The 18,897-nt window shown below is 69.0% G+C and carries 20 protein-coding genes, 1 pseudogene and 1 riboswitch; of the genes and pseudogenes, 9 read left to right on the forward strand and 12 right to left on the reverse strand.

The window, feature by feature from the left end:
- Nucleotides 1-8 precede the first annotated feature (8 nt).
- Nucleotides 9-105: riboswitch (TPP riboswitch) on the forward strand.
- Nucleotides 106-150: 45 nt separating this feature from the next.
- Nucleotides 151-960 (forward strand): hydroxyethylthiazole kinase, encoded by an 810-nt coding sequence (gene thiM / locus GXW71_RS25010; RefSeq protein ID WP_211855420.1) that lies wholly within the window; start codon nucleotides 151-153, stop codon nucleotides 958-960.
- A gap of 9 nt (nucleotides 961-969) precedes the next feature.
- Here the strand turns inward: thiM and GXW71_RS25015 are convergent, their stop codons facing one another.
- The 6 genes from GXW71_RS25015 to GXW71_RS25040 form a co-directional block, all read right to left on the reverse strand.
- Nucleotides 970-1,473 carry an anthrone oxygenase family protein gene (locus GXW71_RS25015; protein WP_211855421.1) on the reverse strand — a complete coding sequence of 168 codons (504 nt, stop codon included), beginning with the start codon at nucleotides 1,471-1,473 and terminating at the stop codon, nucleotides 970-972.
- A 150-nt stretch (nucleotides 1,474-1,623) separates the two neighbouring features.
- Complete coding sequence (locus tag GXW71_RS25020; protein ID WP_211855422.1) at nucleotides 1,624-2,226, reverse strand: hypothetical protein; 603 nt, start codon at nucleotides 2,224-2,226, stop codon at nucleotides 1,624-1,626.
- A gap of 155 nt (nucleotides 2,227-2,381) precedes the next feature.
- Nucleotides 2,382-3,464: a DNA polymerase IV gene (gene dinB / locus GXW71_RS25025; protein ID WP_211855423.1), complete on the reverse strand. Its 1,083-nt coding sequence runs from the start codon at nucleotides 3,462-3,464 to the stop codon at nucleotides 2,382-2,384.
- 194 nt (nucleotides 3,465-3,658) lie between these two features.
- Nucleotides 3,659-4,363: a glutathione S-transferase N-terminal domain-containing protein gene (locus tag GXW71_RS25030; RefSeq protein ID WP_211855424.1), complete on the reverse strand. Its 705-nt coding sequence runs from the start codon at nucleotides 4,361-4,363 to the stop codon at nucleotides 3,659-3,661.
- Nucleotides 4,364-4,468: 105 nt separating this feature from the next.
- Nucleotides 4,469-6,754 carry a xanthine dehydrogenase family protein molybdopterin-binding subunit gene (locus GXW71_RS25035; RefSeq protein WP_211855425.1) on the reverse strand — a complete coding sequence of 762 codons (2,286 nt, stop codon included), beginning with the start codon at nucleotides 6,752-6,754 and terminating at the stop codon, nucleotides 4,469-4,471.
- Nucleotides 6,751-7,227, reverse strand: a complete 477-nt coding sequence (locus GXW71_RS25040; RefSeq protein WP_211855426.1) for a (2Fe-2S)-binding protein — start codon at nucleotides 7,225-7,227, stop codon at nucleotides 6,751-6,753. Before GXW71_RS25040 ends, GXW71_RS25035 begins: the two co-directional genes overlap by 4 nt.
- 245 nt (nucleotides 7,228-7,472) lie before the next feature.
- On the opposite strand from GXW71_RS25040, the gene GXW71_RS25045 reads away from it, so the two are divergent.
- The 7 genes from GXW71_RS25045 (at nucleotide 7,473) to GXW71_RS25075 (ending at nucleotide 12,530) form a co-directional block, all read left to right on the forward strand.
- Entirely contained in the window at nucleotides 7,473-8,414 is a 942-nt protein-coding gene (locus tag GXW71_RS25045) for a LysR family transcriptional regulator (RefSeq protein WP_211855427.1), read from the forward strand.
- Between the two features lie 222 nt (nucleotides 8,415-8,636).
- Complete coding sequence (locus tag GXW71_RS25050) at nucleotides 8,637-9,071, forward strand: CBS domain-containing protein (RefSeq protein WP_211855428.1); 435 nt, start codon at nucleotides 8,637-8,639, stop codon at nucleotides 9,069-9,071.
- 10 nt (nucleotides 9,072-9,081) lie between these two features.
- On the forward strand, nucleotides 9,082-9,270 hold the full coding sequence (locus GXW71_RS25055) for a DUF3008 family protein (RefSeq protein WP_211855429.1): 189 nt from the start codon (nucleotides 9,082-9,084) through the stop codon (nucleotides 9,268-9,270).
- Between the two features lie 13 nt (nucleotides 9,271-9,283).
- A complete protein-coding gene (locus GXW71_RS25060) occupies nucleotides 9,284-11,047 on the forward strand; it encodes a thiamine pyrophosphate-dependent enzyme (RefSeq protein WP_211855430.1) in 1,764 nt (587 codons plus the stop codon).
- 72 nt (nucleotides 11,048-11,119) lie between these two features.
- A complete protein-coding gene (locus tag GXW71_RS25065) occupies nucleotides 11,120-11,305 on the forward strand; it encodes a hypothetical protein (protein ID WP_211855431.1) in 186 nt (61 codons plus the stop codon).
- Between the two features lie 11 nt (nucleotides 11,306-11,316).
- Nucleotides 11,317-11,544 (forward strand): hypothetical protein, encoded by a 228-nt coding sequence (locus GXW71_RS25070; RefSeq protein ID WP_211855432.1) that lies wholly within the window; start codon nucleotides 11,317-11,319, stop codon nucleotides 11,542-11,544.
- Between the two features lie 212 nt (nucleotides 11,545-11,756).
- The gene (locus tag GXW71_RS25075) at nucleotides 11,757-12,530 is read left to right on the forward strand and encodes an endonuclease/exonuclease/phosphatase family protein (protein ID WP_211855433.1); all 774 of its coding nucleotides are present in this window, start codon (nucleotides 11,757-11,759) and stop codon (nucleotides 12,528-12,530) included.
- 4 nt (nucleotides 12,531-12,534) lie between these two features.
- On the opposite strand, the gene GXW71_RS25080 is transcribed toward GXW71_RS25075, so the two are convergent.
- The 6 genes from GXW71_RS25080 to GXW71_RS25105 all read right to left on the reverse strand — a co-directional run bounded on the left by GXW71_RS25080 (nucleotide 12,535) and on the right by GXW71_RS25105 (nucleotide 18,341).
- Nucleotides 12,535-14,028 carry a phospholipase D-like domain-containing protein gene (locus GXW71_RS25080; RefSeq protein WP_211855434.1) on the reverse strand — a complete coding sequence of 498 codons (1,494 nt, stop codon included), beginning with the start codon at nucleotides 14,026-14,028 and terminating at the stop codon, nucleotides 12,535-12,537.
- The gene (locus GXW71_RS25085) at nucleotides 14,025-14,711 is read right to left on the reverse strand and encodes a TVP38/TMEM64 family protein (protein ID WP_211855435.1); all 687 of its coding nucleotides are present in this window, start codon (nucleotides 14,709-14,711) and stop codon (nucleotides 14,025-14,027) included. Before GXW71_RS25085 ends, GXW71_RS25080 begins: the two co-directional genes overlap by 4 nt.
- Nucleotides 14,712-15,261: 550 nt before the next feature.
- On the reverse strand, nucleotides 15,262-15,750 hold the full coding sequence (locus GXW71_RS25090; RefSeq protein WP_211855436.1) for an SRPBCC domain-containing protein: 489 nt from the start codon (nucleotides 15,748-15,750) through the stop codon (nucleotides 15,262-15,264).
- A complete protein-coding gene (locus GXW71_RS25095) occupies nucleotides 15,728-16,078 on the reverse strand; it encodes an ArsR/SmtB family transcription factor (protein ID WP_211855437.1) in 351 nt (116 codons plus the stop codon). Before GXW71_RS25095 ends, GXW71_RS25090 begins: the two co-directional genes overlap by 23 nt.
- A gap of 116 nt (nucleotides 16,079-16,194) precedes the next feature.
- A complete protein-coding gene (locus GXW71_RS25100) occupies nucleotides 16,195-17,004 on the reverse strand; it encodes a DUF72 domain-containing protein (RefSeq protein ID WP_211855438.1) in 810 nt (269 codons plus the stop codon).
- 221 nt (nucleotides 17,005-17,225) lie between these two features.
- The gene (locus GXW71_RS25105) at nucleotides 17,226-18,341 is read right to left on the reverse strand and encodes a helix-turn-helix transcriptional regulator (protein ID WP_211855439.1); all 1,116 of its coding nucleotides are present in this window, start codon (nucleotides 18,339-18,341) and stop codon (nucleotides 17,226-17,228) included.
- A gap of 276 nt (nucleotides 18,342-18,617) precedes the next feature.
- Here GXW71_RS25105 and GXW71_RS25110 point away from each other — a divergent pair.
- Nucleotides 18,618-18,897, forward strand: a pseudogene (locus GXW71_RS25110) (hypothetical protein); the annotation flags it as partial.

Here is an 18,897-nt window from a genome sequence, read left to right on the forward strand (position 1 = left end):
CTATCCTGGCCTTGAGACAGGGGCGTTCGCCGCGAGGCGGGCTGAGAAGCACCCTTCGAACCTGAACCAGATCATGCTGGCGGAGGGAGTCTCGGGGCATCGCGGCCTGCAGGCTCGCGCATCCCCGTGGCCGCCGCCGAAAGGGGCGCGATGACGACCGCGAAGACACCGGGAACCGCGCTGCAAGCGATGCGCGATGCCGCGCCGCTCGTGCAATGCATCACCAACTACGTGGCGATGAACATCGCGGCGAATGTGATGCTCGCAGCCGGGGCTTCCCCCGCCATGGTGCATACGGAGGAAGAGGCGGGCGAATTCGCCGCTATCGCCGGCGCGCTGACGGTGAATATCGGCACGCTCTCGCCGGACTTCCTGAATGGCATGCGCGTCTCGGCCCGGGCGGCGGCCGAAGCCGGCCGTCCCTGGGTGCTGGATCCGGTCGCGCACTACGCCACCGCCTTCCGCCGGGACGCTGTGGCGGAGCTGATGGCGCTGCGCCCGACCATCATCCGCGGCAACGCCTCCGAGATCATCGCACTCGCCGGCGGGCAGAGCGCCGGCCGTGGCGTCGACAGCGGCGATGTCGTGGAGCGTGCGGAGGGCGCCGCCGTCATGCTGGCGCGGCGCCATGGCGCCGTGGTCGCCGCAACCGGCGCGATCGATTTCGTCACCGATGGCACCCAGGCGGTGCGGATCGAAGGCGGCTCGCCCTTGATGCCGCAGGTGACCGCCCTCGGCTGCTCCCTCACCTGCCTCGTCGGTGCCTTCGCGGCGGTCGAGCCGGAGGCGCCCTTCGCCGCGGCCGTCGCCGCCCTCGCCTGCTTCGCGGTGGCCGGCGAAAGGGCAGGCCGGGACGCTGCGGGGCCCGGCTCCTTCGGCTGGCGGTTCCTCGATGCGCTGTCTGTGCTGGATGCACATGGGCTCGATGCCGAAGCGAGGATCACGATTGCGGCGGTGTGAGACGGACTCTCAGAGCGCGATCGCCGTCACCAGCAGGACAAGGCTCAGCATGGCCGCCGCCGCGCGGACGGCGTGCGACCGCTCCCAGCGATCGCGAAGGATGGTCCAGTCCGCCGCCGGCGATCGATCGGCCGAATCCGCCCCGCCCGTGCCGAAGAAGCGCCTGGCCGGCGCTGCCAGCGTGGTCTCCCGCAGCCAGGCCTTGTTCACCGGCTGGGTCACGGTCCAGAAGATCAGATGCATGACGATCAACGCGGCGAGCGCGCCGGCGGTCAGCCAGAATGCGCCCGATCCGCCTGGCGTCATGAGGAGCAGCGCGAGCGTCGCAAGCATGCCGCCAGCCTCGGCGACGCCGCCGCCGATCGTGAAGCCGGGATAGTAGATCGGCTGCACGGCCAGATACTGCTCCCGGTCGAGCCGCAACTTCCCCGGCCACTCCAGCGCATGGGCCAGCGCCAGCCCCATCGTGCTCGCGACCAGGATGACGGTCAGCACCTCGAAGGCGATGCGCATGGGATCCTTCCTCCTGCACGCCTCTGATGCCACCCGAACATCACGGCCAGACAGGAGTTCCATGCGCATCCGGCAGGGCTTGCTCTCCCGCACCGGCGCTCGGCGGTCTTCGACGCTCGCCGCCTTGCGGCTGGCGAGCATCGACCCGCATCAGGCTGAATGGAAATAGGCGGAGCGGTAGGCCTCGATCTGCCAGGGCTCGACCAGCGAACGCGGCGCGATCTTCTGCGTAGCGTAATCGAAGGTGCCATAGGCCATGACATTGTCGGTGACCGCCGCATCGCCGACCATGAGCCGCGGATCCTGGAGCGGCGGGGCGCCCGGATGCTTCAGCCCGGCGCAATGGCCGGCCTCATGCGTCAGCGTCAGCCCGTCCTCGTTCAGCGTGAAGGCGTCCATGATGACCCAGGGCAGGTAGTTGAGTTTCATGCCGATCGACCCGGGCGCCTCGCCACCGCCGGCCCCGCCGATCTGGCAGAGGATCACCGGCAGCCGGTTGTCCGCGCTGTAATAGGTGCGGTTCGCCAGATCCCGCATCTGGAGCCGCTCCTTCAGGCCCGGATCGACCCGGCCATTCGGGGTCAGCGGGAAGGTCCAGTCGAGCTCGATGCTGCCGGTCGCCGGATAGCGGTCGAACTGGATCCCATAGGGGCGCAGGAACGCGTTCCCCTTCTCGATCTGCTTGCCGAAAACCAGATCCGCCCATTGGGCGGTGGTCCTGGTGTGGAACAGGGTGAGCTTGAGCGTCGCCATCCGGCCTTCTCCATTCTGGTACGGCCAGTGCGCGGCCCAACCGGCCGTTCCCAGCGGCCGGTCCTCCTGCAGGAGCGGCGCCGCCTCATTCCACATGTTCTATGATCTCGCGGTGTGATTTGTCACTGGCCAAGAACGACCAGCCCTGCGGTGGATCATTCGAGCAGCAGGTCGAATTGCCTCGGCTCGGCGGCGTCCAGGCCTTCGAAATTGGACAGGGTGACGCCGAGCAGCCGGATGCCCTTGGCCGACGGGAACACCGATCGCACGAGGTCGATGCTGACCTGCCGCAGCGTCTCCTGCGAGGTCACCTGGGCCGGCAAGGTGCGGCTCCGTGTCGCCTGCTGGAAATCGGCGTACTTGATCTTGACCGTCACGGTGCGCCCATGCGCGCCCGTCTTCTCGCACCATGCCCAGACCTCGTCCGCCAGCGCGTGGATGCCGGCTTCGATCTCGGTGGGGTCCGTCAGATCGCGCCGGAACGTGGTCTCGGAACCCGCGGATTTGCGGGGACGGTCCGCGACCACCGGCCGATCATCCTCGCCGCGCGCGATGGCGTGGTACCAGGGGCCGGCCTTGCCGAAATGCTGCTGCAGGAAGGCGATCGGCTGCTGTCTGAGATCGGCGCCGCTGAAGATGCCGAGGCTGTTCATCCGGGCCGCGGTGACCGGCCCGACCCCATGGAACTTGCCGACCGGCAGATACTCCACGAAGCCAGGCCCCATCTCCGGCGTCACCACGAACTGGCCGTTCGGCTTCCGATGATCGGAGGCGAGCTTGGCCAGGAACTTGTTGTAGGAGATGCCGGCCGAAGCGGTCAGGCCGGTCGCTTCGAGGATGCGGGCACGGATCTCCGTCGCGGTCCGGGTCGCGGTCGGCAGACCCCGCAGGTTCTCGGTGACGTCGAGATAGGCCTCGTCCAGCGACAGCGGTTCGACCAGGGGCGTGTACTCCGCAAGGATCGCGTGGATCTGGCGCGACACCGCGCGGTACACCTCGAAGCGCGGCGGGACGAAGATCAGCTCCGGGCAGCGGCGCAGTGCGGTGGTCGATGGCATCGCGGACCGCACGCCGAAGGTCCGCGCCTCATAGCTCGCGGCCGCGACGACGCCGCGTGCCGCGCCGTGCCCCACCGCGACAGGACGCCCTTTGAGCGAGGGATCGTCCCGCTGCTCGACCGACGCGTAGAAGGCGTCCATGTCGATATGGATGATCTTGCGCGGCGTCGCCCCGGTCATGGCCGGAGCGACATTAGCATGGAGCCGCCGTCAGAGACCGTTTGGCAATGGCGGCGGCGGAGGGCTGGCGAGGGATTTTTCGTGCCTGGTGTGTCGGCTGACGCAGCCGATGCTGGTGGCATCGGCGAGGAAGCCGGCGCGCCAGGGACGGAAAAGACCCGCCAGCCCGACCCGCAGCCAGTGCCAAGCGGTCTCTAAGGCCGCTTCGGGATCTCCAGCCCGCGCTGGACGGCGGGCCGGGACAGGCCTCGATCGAGCCAGTCCGGCACCCGCGCCAGGGCGTCGAAGCCGACCAGGTCGCGCGCGCCGTAGAAGCCGACCAGGTTCCGCACCCAGCCGAGCAGGGAAATGTCCGCGATCGTGTAGTCATCCCCCATAATCCATCGACGGCCATCGAGACGGGTTTCCAGCACGCCGAGCAGGCGCTTCGACTCGCTGACATAGCGCTCGAGCGGCCGCTTGTCGGCGATCTCGCGGCCGGCGAATTTGTGGAAGTAGCCGACCTGGCCGAACATCGGCCCGACCGCCGCCATCTGAAAGAACACCCACTGGATGGCCTCGTAGCGCAGCGCCGCATCGGCCGGCAGCAGCTTGCCGGTCTTCTCCGCGAGGTAGAGCAGGATGGCGCCGGATTCGAACAGGCCGATCGGCCTGCCGCCCGGCCCGTCCGGATCGATGATCGCCGGGATCTTGCCGTTGGGGTTCAGCGACAGGAACTCCGGGGTCCAGGTCTCATCCTTGCCGATGTCGATCGCATGCGGCTCATAGGGCAGCCCGATCTCCTCCAGCATGATCGAGACCTTCACGCCGTTCGGCGTGGGCAGCGAATAGAGCTGCAGGCGATCGGGATGCCGCGCCGGCCAGAGCTTGGTGATCGGGAAGGCGGACAGGTCGGGCATCATCATCTCCGGATGGTTGGCGCCAGGCGAAGATGGTCCGGCCGCGACGGGACGCAACGGTACTCCCTGTGCGGGCGCCGGCATGGGCCGGCGCCCGAATCAGGCTCAGGCCGCGAGCTGGTCGCGGATCGGCAGGCTCCGCACGCGCTTGCCGATCGCGGCGAAGATCGCGTTGGCGAGGGCGGGCGCCACCACCGGCACCCCCGGCTCGCCGACGCCGCCGAGCGGCTGGCTCCAGTCGCTCGCCGGCATGATATGCGCGTGGATCTCACGCGGCGCCGCATCCATGCGCGTCAGCTCATAGCCATCGAAGTTCGTCTGCTCGGCACGGCCGTTCTTGAAGCTGATCTCGCCGAGCGTCGCCAGGCTGATGCCCTGGATGACGGCGCCTTCGAGCTGCGACCGCACGCGCTCCGGGTTCACCACCGGGCCGCAATCGATCGCGATGTCGACGCGGGGGATGGTGAGCTCCCCGCCTGGACCGACAGCGACCTGCACCGCCGCCGCCGTGTAGCTGGCGAAGGATCGGAGTCCCGCGACGCCGATTCCATGCCGCGCCGGCAGGGTCCGACCCCAGCCCGCCTCCGCCGCGACCTTCTCGATCACGCCGCGCAGCCGGCCGGTGTCCATCACATAGACCGCCGGATCCTCCCCATAGTTCCACTGATCGCCGAGCGTCGTCGGATCGATCCGGCGATCCGGGCCGATCAGCTCCAGTAGGTAGTCCTTCGGGTCGCGCCCGGCGGCTGCCGCCAGTTCCGCGATGAAAGACTGCATCGCGAAGGCATGCGGGATATTTGAGACCGAGCGGAACCAGCCGATCCGCGTATGTGCGCGGGCGGCCGGGTTCTCCACCCGGTAGTTCGGGATGGCAAGGGCTAGGCCGGTCGCACCCATCGCCAGCTCGAAGGGTGCCTGGTGCTCGACATTCGGCTGGAAGATCGACGCAATGCTGGGGGCGACGGTCCGGTGCAGCAGCGCGACCGGCTTGCCCGCCGCATCCAGCCCGGCTTCCAGCCGGCTCACCTGGACGGTGTGGAAATAGCTGTGCTGCAGGTCGTCCTCGCGCGTCCAGGTGAGCTTCACCGGTCGCCCATCCATCGCCTGGGACATCAGCGCCGCCTCGACCACGAAATCGGGCTTCGATTTGCGGCCGAAGCCGCCGCCCAGCAAGGTGACGTTGACCGTCACCTTGTCGGCGGCGAGGCCGAGCCGGTCGGCGACGTTCTTCCTGGTCGCCTCGGGTGCCTGGGTACAGGCCCAGACCTCCGCCTGGCCATTGGCGATGCGCACCGTCGCGGCCGGTGGCTCCATCGGCGCCTGGGCCAGATGCGGCACGTAGTATTCCGCCTCGATCCGGCGGGCCGCCTGGGGCAGCGCCGTGTCGACATTGCCGTCGTTGCGGACCACCTGGCCCGGCTGCCGGGCGGCCTGCTCCATCGTGGCCCTGTAGGCGGTGGAGTCGTAGCTGCCGTTCGGCCCGTCATTCCAGGTGATCTTCAGGGCTTCCCGCCCCTTGATCGCCGCCCAGGTATTGGTGGCGATGACGCCGATGCCGCCCAGTGGCTGGAAGACGGAGGGGATCGGGCGCGGCTCGATCGGCACCACCTTGAGCACGCCCGGCACCTTCAGCGCATCGGCCGCATCGAAGCTGGCGACCGTGCCGCCATAGACCGGCGGCCGGGCGACCACCGCATAGGCCATGCCGTCCAGCCGCGTGTCGATGCCGTACATCGCGCGGCCGGTGGTGATGCCCGTATTGTCGATCAGCCCGATCTCGCCCTTCCCGACATAGCGGAAGCTCGCGGGATCCTTGAGCCGCAGTGCCGTCGGCACTGGCTGCGCCGCCGCCGCCTGGGCCAGGTCACCGAAGCCGAGCCGCCGGCCGCTCGGGCGATGGATGATCGCGTGGTTCTCCGCCGCCACCTCCGCGACCGGCACGCGCCATTGCGCGGCGGCCGCGGCTTCCAGCATCTGGCGCGCGGCGGCGCCGCAGCGGCGCATGGCGGTGAAGTTCTGCCGCGTGCTGCGCGACCCGTCGGTGTCCTGGCTGCCGAAGCGCGATTCATCGCCCGTCGCCTGGGCCACGCGGACCCGCGCCCAGTCGGCCTCGAGCTCTTCGGCCGCGATCATGATCATGCCGGTGCGCACGCCCTGGCCCATCTCCGAACGGGCGCAGAGGATGGTCACGATGCCGTCCGGCGCGATGGAGATGAAGGTCTTGGGGTCGTCGCGCACGCCGCCGGGCATGGCGTCGCCGCCGAACCGCCGGGCGGGCTGCTGGGCGCCGGCGCGGATGCCGGTCGAGAGCAGCAGCGTGCCGGCGCCGAGGCCGAGCAGCGCCGCACGACGGGAGAGATTGCGGATCGGGTGCATCGGGATGGCGCTCACCGGCTTGCTCCTTCCGTCACCTGGCTCTTGGCGGCCGCCTGCTTGATGGCGGCGCGGATGCGCGTGTAGGTTCCGCAGCGACAGATATTGCCGGCCATGGCCGCGTCGATGTCGTCATCGCCGGGGTTCGGCGTGTCCTTCAGCAGCGATGCCGCCTGCATGATCTGGCCGGTCTGGCAGTAGCCGCATTGCGCGACGTTCAGGTCGCGCCAGGCGACCTGGACCGGGTGGTTGCCGTCCGGCGACAGGCCCTCGATCGTCGTGACGCTGCGGCCCTCGGCATCGCCCACCGCCGTCTGGCAGCCGCGCACCGCGGTGCCGTCGAGATGGATGGTGCAGGCACCGCAGAGCGCCATGCCGCAGCCGAACTTGGTGCCGGTGAGGCCCAGTTCGTCGCGGAGGAACCAGAGCAAGGGCATTTGCGGGTCGACATCGGCATTCACCTGCCGCCCGTTCACGGTGAGCGTGGCCATCGAGCTATTCCCCCTCGTGGGTTGACCCAGGATCAGTCTGAGACGGTGCGCGGGCGATGGATGATCACGTCCCTGCGCGCGGCCACGCTCAAGCTCGGCTACGCAATGGATACAGGGCTTCGGCTGGATCGCGACGACGCCGTCTCCGGCTGCGGGCGGAAGCTGGGGCCGGATCGCTAATCTTTCCAATTGAATGTGCAGATACCATTTAGCCGGCGTATCGCTCAATCGCAGGACCGGCCATCGTGGAACTACGGCAATTGCAGCATTTCGTGGCGGTCGCCGAGGAGCGGCACTTCACCCGGGCCGCGCAGCGCGTGAACATCGTCCAGTCGGCCCTGTCGAGCTCCATCCGCGCGCTGGAGGAGGAGCTCGCCGCGAAACTTTTCGTCCGCAGCACCCGGCAGGTTCGCCTGACCGCCGCCGGCCAGGCCTTGCTCGACAAGGCCCGGATCGCCATCGCGGCGGTCCGCGATGCGCGCGATGCGGTCGCCGCGGTGCAGGGGCTGCGCCGGGGCAGGGTCAGCATCGGTACCGTGCAAAGCCTGCCAGCCTTCCTCGACCTCCCGCCCCTGATCGAGCGTTTCCATGGTTTGTATCCAGACATCGAGGTACGGCTCTGCCAGGGCAGCTCGTCCCAGCTTCTCGACAAGATCCGGGATGGCCGGCTCGATCTTGCATTCCTGCCGCTGGGCGATCCGCCGCAGGATGTCGCGACGACGATGATCGCTTGCGATGCGCTGGTGCTCGCCTGCGCGCCGGGCCATGCGCTGGCCGGGCGCCGCGACCTGTCGCTCGCCGAGCTGCGCCACGAGCCTTTCGTCGATTTCCAGCCGGATTGGGGCACCCGAACGCTGGTCGATCGCGGCTTCCTCGATGCCGCGATCGAACGGCGCATTGTCTTCGAGGTGAATGACCTGGAGACGCTGCTGGACCTGGTCCAACGCAATCTCGGCGTGGCCTTGCTCCCGGAGGCTGTCGTCGCGGCACGCCGACCCAGCCTCGGCACCGCACAGCTCGGCGAGCCGGAACTCTGCTGGGAGCTGGTCGCCGCCTATCTGCCCGCCCAGGACGGACATGCCGCACCCGCCGACGGTGCGGCGGGTGCCTTCCTGCGGCAGCTTCATGAGCGCGTGTCGCCCGGCATCGACCTCTGTGCCGTCGTCGCCATTCCGGAACCCGGGTAGAGCGCCGCCATCCAGCAACGGCCGAGCTGCGCACACCAGCGTGTCGGCATCCGCCGCGAGACGACGGAACCCACGGCACCACCGTTCGTTGAACGAATGGCGGCGGAGACGAGGGGTCATGGTGCCCGCCCGCCGCATGACGGGCGCGGCCGGGAGCACGCTCCTGGTGCCCTTGCCGTCACCGACGGCTTCACGACGAACCGATCACAGGAGAGCACCGCCATGAACATCGGCCATTGCATGAGCAGAGACGTCCAGATCGCGTCGCCCAGCCAGACGATCCAGACGGCCGCGCGCATGATGAAGGAAATCGATGCCGGGATGCTGCCGGTCGGCGAGAATGACCGGCTGATCGGCATGATCACCGACCGCGACATCGCGGTCCGCGCCGTCGCCAGCGGCCGCGGCCCCGATACCTCGGTGCGGGAGATCATGAGCACCGAGGTCCATTACTGCTTCGATGACGAGGATCTCGATACGGTTTCGCTGTACATGGGCGAGCAGCAGCTCCGGCGGCTGCCGGTGTTGAACCGCGACAAGCGCCTGGTCGGCATCGTCGCCCTCAGCGACATCTCACTCGCGGATGATGATGGCTTCGCCAGCGCGAATGCGCTCAGCGGCGTCTCGCAGCCCGGCGGACGGCACGTCCAGCGTTGAGGAGGGTGTCATGCCCGCAAAATCCAAGGCCCAGCAGAAAGCCGCCGGCGCGGCGCTCGCCGCCAAGCGCGGCGAGGTCAGCAGGGACAGCCTGAAGGGCGCGTCCCGTTCGATGACCAGGTCGATGAGCGAGAAGGAGTTGCAGGATCTCGCCTCGACCAGCCGCAAGGGCAAGCCCGAGCACGCGTCCCGATCCTGAAGGAAGGCACCCGATGTCCACCGCAGCCGATATCCTGGTCGATACGCTCATCTCCTGGAAGGTGGAGGTGGTCTTCGGCCTGCCGGGCGATGGCATCAACGGCATCATGGAAGCGCTGCGCACGCGCCAGGACCGCATCCGCTTCATCCAGGTCCGGCATGAGGAGTCGGGTGCCTTCATGGCCTGCGCCTACGCGAAATGGACGGGCAAGCTTGGCGTCTGCATCGCGACCTCCGGTCCTGGTGGCGCGCATCTGCTGGCCGGCCTCTATGACGCGAAGCTCGATCAGGCGCCGGTGCTCGCCGTCACCGGCATGCAGTATCATGACCTGATCGAGACCTTCACCCAGCAGGATGTCGACCTGACGCGCGTCTTCAACGACGTCGCCGTCTTCAACGCGCAGGTCAGCGACGCCGCGCATATGGAGAGCCTGGCGGGCCTCGCCTGCCGCTCCGCGCTGACCAAGCGCGGCGTCGCGCATCTGTCCGTCGCCAACGACGTGCAGGAACAACCGCTCGCCGCCGCGAAGCGATCGAAGCGCAACCAGCCTGGCCATGCGCCGAACACCCTGTTCGAAGGTCGCCGGCTTCCGGCGGAGGCGGAGCTCGACAAGGCGGCGGCGCTGCTCAACGAGGCATCGCGGGTCGCCATCCTCGCCGGCCGCGGCGCGCTTGGTGCCGCCGAGGAACTCGGGCGCGCGGCCGAGCTGCTGGCGGCGCCGGTCGCCAAGGCGCTGCTCGGCAAGGCGGTGCTGCCGGACAACCATCCGCACAGCACCGGCGGCATCGGCATGCTCGGCACCCTGGCCTCGCAGGAAGCGATGGAGCAGTGCGATGCGCTGCTGATCGTGGGTTCGACCTTCCCTTACATCGAATACTACCCGCAACCTGGCCAGGCGCGCGGTGTGCAGATCGACCGCGACGGCCAGCGCATCGGCCTGCGCTATCCGGTGGAGGCTGGCCTGGTGGGCGACGCCGCGGAGACGCTCCGCCTGCTGAACCAGCGCCTGGTCCGGAAGCAGAATCGCGGCTTCCTGCTGCGCATCCAGGCCAGCATGGAACGCTGGCGAGGCATGATGGCGGTCGCCGAGGAGAAGACCGATGCGCCGCTCAAGCCGCAGACGGTGGCGAAAGCCTTCGGGTCGCGGCTTCCGGACAACGCGATCCTCGCGAGCGATTCCGGGCAGAATACCGAGCTGGCCGCCCGACATGTCGACATGCGCCCGGGCCAGGACTATGCCGTCTCCGGCGCGCTCGCCTCCATGGCCTGCGGATTACCTTATGCGATCGCCGCCGGCATCGCCTATCCGGGGCGGCCGGTCTTCGCGATTGTCGGCGATGGCGGCTTCGCGATGCAGCTCGGCGAATTCTCCACCGCCGTGCGCTACGGCATCCCGCTGAAGCTGCTGGTGATCAAGAACAACATGCTCAACCAGATCGCCTGGGAGCAGATGATGTTCCTTGGCAATCCGCAATTCGGCTGTGAATTGCAGCCGATCGATTTCGCCCGCGCGGCGGAGGCGATGGGCGGCCGCGGCTTCACCATCACTCGGCGGGAGGAGGTCGAGAGCGTCCTTGACCTGGCTTTCGCGACCCCTGGCCCGGTGGTGATCGAAGCGGTGGTCGATCGCTCCGAACCCATGATGCCGCCGAAGATGCCGGCCGATTACGCGCGGAACTTCCGGAAGGCCCTGCCGGATACGCCGGGTCATGAGCAGATCGAGGCCAGCATCGCGCGCGAGCCGGCGAAGACCATGATGCAGGCCGGGGAAACCTAGGGCAGGCCTGTTCGGTTGACATCACCCGGGGTGGCCGAAGCTCCCCTCGGGAGGAGCCGCAAGGAGGGAAGCATGGCTGACAAGATCCCGCCGGTCCCGCCGGCGAACCAGAGCCATAAGGGTCCCGGCGAGGGCGACCGCAAGTCGGCGGAGGCCGAGGCGCTCAGGAAGCCGCCGACCAAGGCGGCCGAGCAGCGCGGCCGCCAGGACAACAAGCAGCAGAACACGACACATCCGGGCCTGCAGCAGGACCGCTGAGGAAGTTGAACATGCCCACCTCATCGAAGACGCCCGCCAGCATCCGCCAGGGCGGACCCGGTGCCTCGCACGAGAATGCGAAGGCGCCGCTCGACGTCCGGAAGCCGCCGCCGGCATCGCAGCAGAGGCAACGCAGCGCAGTCTCCGGCGGCGGCGGCGAAGCCGACAGTCACCACACCCAGGACGCCGAGAAGAAGGGGGGCGGCACGCGGCCGGCCGGCAAGCAGCCCCGGCACTGAGAGGCCGTTTGGCAATGGCTGCGGTGGAGGTGTGGCGAGGGATTTTTCGTCCCTGGTGTGTCGGCTGACGCAGCCGATGCTGGTGGCATCGGCGAGGAAGCCGGCGTGCCAGGGGCGGAAACGACCCGCCAGGCCGACCCGCAGCCATTGCCAAACGGTCTCTGAGCACCCGGCGGGTCGCGGCCCGGCCGCATCCGCGCCATGATGGGCCGATGGAAAGCCTGACCGGATCGGACCGCGCCCTCCGGATCCTGACCTACAACGTCCATGGCTGCCGCGGTACCGATGGGCGGCTGGCACCGGGCCGTATCATCGATGTGATCCGGGAGGCGCGGCCCGACGTCATCGCACTCCAGGAACTCGATGCGGGGCGCGCCCGCAGCGGCCATGTCGACCAGGCGCAGGCGATCGCCGAGGCGCTCGGGATGGCGTTCCATTTCCACCCCGCCCTGCAGCACGTGGAGGAGCAGTATGGCGACGCCATCCTCAGCCGGTTGCCGCTGCGCCTGGTGAAGGCAGGGCCGCTGCCGGCGCCGCACAACCGCCCCTTGCTGGAACCGCGCGGCGCGGTCTGGGCGGCGATCCGCTTCGGCGACGTGGAACTGCAGGTGATCAACACCCATCTCGGCCTGCTGCCGCAGGAACGGGTCATGCAGGCCGAGGCCCTGCTCGGCCTCGGCTGGCTGCAGCATCCGGAATGCCGGGGCCGCCCAGCCGTGCTGCTCGGCGATTTCAATGCCTGGCCCCGTTCCCGCGCCTACGAGTTGATGGCAAGCCATCTCCGGGACGCACAGCGGTCGCTGCCGGGCCACCGGCCGCGCGCCACCTTCCCCTCGCGCTGGCCGATGCTGCGCATCGACCATGTCTTCATCAGCGGCGACGTCGTGGTGCGGGCGGTTGAGGTCCCGCGGGCCCGGGGGGAACGCCTGGCCTCGGACCACCTGCCGCTGGTCGTCGATCTCGTGATCGGCGGGCCTGCCGCGTGAGCGGTCAGGCCTGGCGGCGCCAGGGGCGCCAGGCGTCCTCGACGCCATGCGGATCGCCGAGATGCAGGTGGGCGACCAAGCGGCCGAGCAGGCCGGGCCTGCATCGGGGAGCCAGGCGCCGAAGCCGGCCATGCCCGCCGGCATCCAGGGTTTCGATCGCCTGCGCCAGGCTGCCGGCCTGGGTGGCCAGCCGGCCCATGGTCACAGTGTCGACGCCGAGGAAATGCGCGATCAGCCGGTTGCGGAAGTTGCGGATCGCAGCCTCGATCCGCCCGCCCTCGGGACCCACCGGCGCCTCGATCAACAGGTCGCATTCGGTGTCGTAGCCGCCGGAGCGGTTATTGAGGTTGGAGGAGCCGACCCGCAGCATCCGGTCGTCGATGATCGTCACCTTGGAATGCACCGTGATGGCCCTGCCGCCGGCGGTGACGGGCGTATAGGCGTGGAAACGCCCATGGCGATCCGCTGCCTGCAGCCGCGCCACCAGCGTGTCGCGCGGCGCGTCCATGGTCATGCGGTCGAAGAAGCTCGGGCTCTGCCGCGACAGCATCAGGATGATCTCCGGCCCGTCGGGCTCGGCGAGGCGCGCCGCCAAGGCAGCGGCGACGCGGGAAGAGCTGAAATACTGGTTCTCCAAATAGATGCAGCGCCGCGCCGCGGCGATGCAGGCGAGATGCAGCGGCTCGTTCTCCCGCACCGCCTGGCCATCCGGCGGCGACATGGTGCGGGCGATGCCGATGCGCGGCACGGCCAGGAGGTCGGGCGGTGCGGCATCCGGCCAGGGATCGCCGATCGCCGCGGACAGCGATGGGGGCCGCTCGCCCGTCTCGTCCTGCCAGCGGCGGCGGGCCAGCTTGCCGAGCGCAGCGGCGGCGGCGCCATCGACCAGGGCCATCACTTCGTGCCGCGGCGGATGCTCCTCGCCCGAGGGCTGGCGGCGGCGCGGATCGCGGTCCGGATGGCGAGGGGTGTCCCAGCGGTCGATGGCGAAATCCCCACCGCCGCAAAAGGCGATGGCGTCGTCAATCACCAGCAGCTTCTGATGATGGCAGGCGCCGGCCGTGGCGGCCGTCAGCCGGTACCGAACCAGGCCGTCGCGGAACCAGGACGCGGCCCGCCGCGGCGACATGTCCCGGCCGATCGCGATGAGGGGACTCATGTCCCAGACCAGCACCCGGATGTCGAGCGCGGGGCGGCGTGCGGCGAGCGCGTTCAGCAGCTCGCCGATCGCAACCGGCAGGCCGTCGGCGGCGATCGTCGGATATTGTTGCAGGCGCGTGCGGGGGTCGAAATCCCAGCCGAGCAGCAGGATGGAATGCCGCGCCCGGAGCATCGCCTGCCGCGCCGCCGCGAAATAATCCGCGCAGTCGAGCAGCAGCGCGACGCGATCGGCCGCCTCCACCCGCCAGCAGGTCTCGCCCGGCCGAAGGACACTCCGCCACCCTGCGCGGGTGGGGTCGGCGGGCGAGGCTTCGGCGATCGCCAGCCCCGATGTCATGACGCCCGCCTCCGCCACCAGACCGCCGACAGGGAGAGCCCGGCAAGGGCGAGCAGGGCGAACAGGGTCGGCGGCGCGAGCATCACCCGAAGGTCGGGCCGATCGCCACGGGCGAAGATGTCATCGAGCCCCGCCCCGATGCCGGCGAAGATCGCGGTGCCGGGGATGATGCCGATCGCGGTCGCGGCGACGAAGACCCGCAGCCGCATGCCGACCAGCGCCGGCGCGATGCTGCCGACCGAATAGGGGATGACCGGCAGCAGCCGGATCGAGAGCAGGTACCAAAACCCGTCGCGTTTCAACCCGGCGCGCACCCGGTCGAGCATTGGGCCGGCATGCTGCGCCGTGCCCTGCGCCAGCGCGTGACGGACCGCGAGAAAGAGGATGCTGGCGCCGAGGGTCGCCGCCGGCACCGCCAGCAGCAGGCCGAGCCAGCGGCCGAAGAGAAAGCCCCCCGCCATGGTGAGAACCGGACCGACGGGAATGACGAGGGCGACGATACCGGCATGGGCCAGCACATAGAGCAGCCCCGCCGTCCACGGCCGGTCCGCGACGAAGCCCGCCAGCGCCCGACGATGCTGTTCCAGCTCCGCCAGGGAGACGTAGCGGAACAGGCCCAGCGCCCAGGCCAGGACCAGCAGCACCAGCAGGATCAACAGCGGCCGCAGCCGTCCGTGCCGCATTCGCACAATGGAAACTCCCTCTCGCTGCCGCGCATCATGTCCAATACTTCATGAACGCGGCACGCGCGGTGCTAACGCGGCACGCGCGGCGCTGTTGCGTGTCCAGCGTCGGCGGCGTGGCCAGGTGCCAGTGATGCGGGAACCGCCACGCAAGACGGGTCACTCTTTCGTTTGTGCGCGGATGCCGCCGGCATGGCCGCAACCATGCCGCCTCGCCACAGCTTCGTAAGATGGTGCCCCTTTCGGGACAGAGCCGCGACGCCGATCGGCAGGCGCCCCCAAGCCTTCGTCCGGCAGAGCATTGGCCATGAGCGAGCAGTCCAACACCCGCCATTCCGCGTCACTCTATGATCGCGGCTATCTGGTCGGGCGTACCGCCGCGTCAGGCTGGTCCGATCACAGCATCAGGCGCGCCATCGCCATCCGCATTCAGGGAGGGCGCACCGCCAGTGAGGAAGATTGGGGTGTCATCGACGCCCTGTCCGACATCCTGATCCGCCAGGGCGGGGCCCCCGCCCTACCGGTCGGCGGCCCTGACGGCCTGCCCGGCTCAGCCGCGGCCAGCCATCGCCCGCACCACATCCGTGAGCTGGTCGAAGCCCGAGGCGATGCCCTGCTCCATGCCGAGGCCGACATATTCATCCCGCATCGCGACGGTGGGGAACAGCGTGCGCCAGGTCAGCGTGGTACGGCCGTCCGCTGCCTCGTCGAAGGTCACGGTCATCATCATCCTGCCGGCGCCCGGCTCCTCGAAACCATTGTCGAAGACGATCTTCCGGTTCGGCACGATCTCATGATACTCGCCGCCGAAGGGCGTGTTCTGCACGCCGCTCGGCCCGGTCATGGCGAAGCGCCAGCGCCCACCCACGCGGAAATCCATCTCGCAGAGCGTCACCGGCCAGCCCTTCGGGCCGAACCACTTCATGATGTGCTCCGGCTTGCTCCAGGCCTCGAACAGCAGACGCGCCGGTGCGTCATAGACGCGCGTGACGACCACCTCCCGATCCGCGGCCGGATCAGCGCTTCCGCTTGCTGCCATGACGTTTCTCCTTGGCTTGCATGTTTTTCACATAGGCGTCGAGCTGATCGAGGCTCTCTTCCCAGAAGCGGCGGTAATCCCCGATCCACCGGGCGGCGCCGGCGAGCGGCGCGGCATTGAGGCGCACGGGGCGGAACTGCGCCGCGCGGCCGCGCGAGACGAGGCCGGCATGCTCCAGCACCTTCAGGTGCTGGGAGATGGTGGGCTGGCTGAGATCGAAGGGTTCCACGAGTTCGTTCACCGTCGCCTCCCCCTCGGCGAGGCGGGCGAGGATGGCCCGCCGCGTCGGATCGGCGAGGGCGGAGAAGACGCGGTCGAGCTGCTCCATGGCACCTGCACCATCTATCTGTACATCTCTATATAGCTATTTACCTATTTACGATTGCCAAGTCAAGCGCCGCATGCGCCAGGCGTTCCGCCGCGATGCAAGGCTCAGGCGCCCGTTCAGCCTCCGGCCAGGCGCTTGATCAGCGCCATCGCCGCGAAAGGTGCCTTCGGCTTGAAGCCGTTGATCATGTAGATGAAGACGTCGCGCGGTGCTTTCTTCGGCGCCTCGGCCAGCGTGGCGAGGTCGCCGGGTGCGCCCCCTTCCGACCAGGCACGCGCCCGCTTCGCCCAGGCATCCAGCGCCTTCGGGGCGTAGCCGGTCTCGACATCCTCCGATGACCGCTGCAGCCGCGCATAGACAAAATCCGCGGTCACGTCGTGGATATGCGGGAAGTCATCCTTGTCGGTCAGCACGATGGCGACGCCATGCGCGCGCGCCTGCGCGATGAAGCCCGGCACCGCGAAGCTCGCATGCCGCACCTCGACGACATGGCGGATCGCCTGGCCGTCGACCTTCGGCGGCAGCAACTTGAGGAAGGCGCCGAAATCCTCCGGGTCGTACTGCTTGGTCGGTGGGAACTGCCAGTTGATCGGACCGAGCTTCTCCCCGAGCTCCGTCACGCCGCTCGCGAAGAAGCGCTCGATCGAGGATCCGGCTTCGGCCAGCACGCGGCGGTTGGTCGCGAAGCGCGGCGCCTTCAGGGAGAAGACGAAGCTCTCCGGCGTCTCCTCCCGCCAGCGGGCGAAGCTCTCGGGTTTCTGGGAGCCGTAATAGGTGCCATTGATCTCGATCGAGGTCAGGTGGCGGCTGGCGTATTCCAGCTCCCGCTTCTGGGTGAGGTCGGGCGGGTAGAAGGTTCCGCGCCAGGGCTCGAAGGTCCAGCCGCCAATGCCAACGCGGATGCCTGCTGCTGTGGCCTTCGCCATGATCTGCCCTGTCCCGTGAATGCCGGCGCGATCCCCGGCGTGCGGATGCGCGTTTGGACTGTTTGAGCGGTGCGGTCCGACCCGCGGGGGATGATGCCACGGCCGCCGATCCGAAGTCCAAGCGGGGGCGGCGATTCCCGAAGGTGAACAGGCCGAGTTTCCATGTCGCCCGCGCCCGCCATTGTCCGCCGAGGGCGCTGACCCGCGCGCGGCGCGCGCCATCACCGATCGAAGGGCAGCCGGGCCAGCAGGCGGACCAACTCGCTCCGACGCGTGACGCCGATCTTCAGGAAGATCCGCTGACGATGGGTCTTGAGCGAGTTCAGGCCGATGCCAAGCCGTCGGGCGGCCTCCCGCTCGCCGTCGCCGAGCGCGATCTCCGCGGCCACGCGGGCCTCGGCGGGGGTCAGGCCGAACAGGGCTTGCAGCATTGGCATGGATGGGCCAGGCCCCGGCGCCGCCGTGAAGACGAACAACGCGGCAGCGGCACGTCCGCGTGCCCCCGCCCCCGAGAGACGGTCGGCAACCGTGACACCGAGCGGCGCGGCCATCAGAACCAGCGGCATCCCCATGGCATCCCGGAAGCTGACCGGGGGCGGCGCCACGCCGCGGGCGGCAACCATCACCGATGTCCGGAACCGCGTCGCGGCCGCCCGGTCGGTGCATTCCGGGACCTTCGCCAACCCGATGATGCCTTGGGATTCGAGCGCCGATGCCGCCCTATTCGCCAACAGGACGCTTCCCTCTTCATCGACGATGATGGTGGCCGTTCCGATGACATCGAGCGCCGCCAACTCCGCGCGCCGGATCTGGGCGAGGCCGTCGAACCGGCGGGCAAGCGCCGTGGCACGCGCAGCATGTGCCCCATAGGCCTGCATGATGTCGGTCTGCGCAGGGCCGAACGGACCTGCCCGCATGTGCCGGCCCACCCCGAGGCTGAACCGGCCGTCATCCTCGGTTGCCAGGACCAGCGCGGCGCCATGAGCCATGTCGAGGGGATGCAGTATGTCCGCATAGAAGCCGGTCTTGCGAAGCGCCTCGAAGGGGACATGCTCGTCGAGGACGACGACATGGCCGGGCGCCACATCGGCCATCGGCTCGGTCCAGGGGTTCACGTGATATTCGGCCATGCACGTCGCGACGAGTGCTTCGTCGAAGGTGCCTGATTTTCCGATCACGGCATGCGACTGGGCTTCGTACCAGATCGCCATGCCCTGGACGCCTCCGGTGAGCGCCATCAGCCGCTCGAGCGCGATGTCCCACGTCCCGCCATCGACGGCGGCTTCGTAGATGGATTCGATCACGTCCGGGCGGACGATATGCGCGGCCGCCGTCATCCGCCGTCTCCGCGTTCGGTGCGACGTTCAGATGCTTTTCGAAGATCGGAAACGACAAGGAACGAATGAGTGAGCTGCCGGGCGGAATGGGCGCCTGTGGATCTTCTCGCCGAAGAATGACACAGTATCGTGATGATCGCGGTCTTGTCGTCACCCCAAAGGGGGACGGAGGCGGGGGCGATTGGCGATAGACTGCGGTCGGGGAACGTTTCCATCGCGTGCGTGGGGTTGGGGCTTGGCTGACCGCGTGCCGGACCAGGGGGATGTGTCAGGGCCATGCGTGGATTCCTGTTGAGCTGGCGGCTGCCGGCACTGTTGTTGCTCATCCTGCCGTTGCTGCCGCCGGCCGGCGGCGCGCTGGCGCAGCCCGTGCCGCCCGTCATTCCGCCCCAGGGTTCGCCGATCCCGCAGATCCGCCCGCCGGCGCCACCACGCGTCGGTCCGGGCACCGAGACGCCCGCCGCCCCCGGCATCCCCCCCGCCGCGCTCGGCGGCAATGTCGCGATTCGGCGCGCCGTCGTCGAAGGCGCGACCGCTTTTCCGGCTGAGGAGCTCC

It is taken from the genome of Plastoroseomonas hellenica, assembly GCF_018129085.1.
In the GTDB taxonomy this organism is placed as follows: domain Bacteria; phylum Pseudomonadota; class Alphaproteobacteria; order Acetobacterales; family Acetobacteraceae; genus Plastoroseomonas; species Plastoroseomonas hellenica.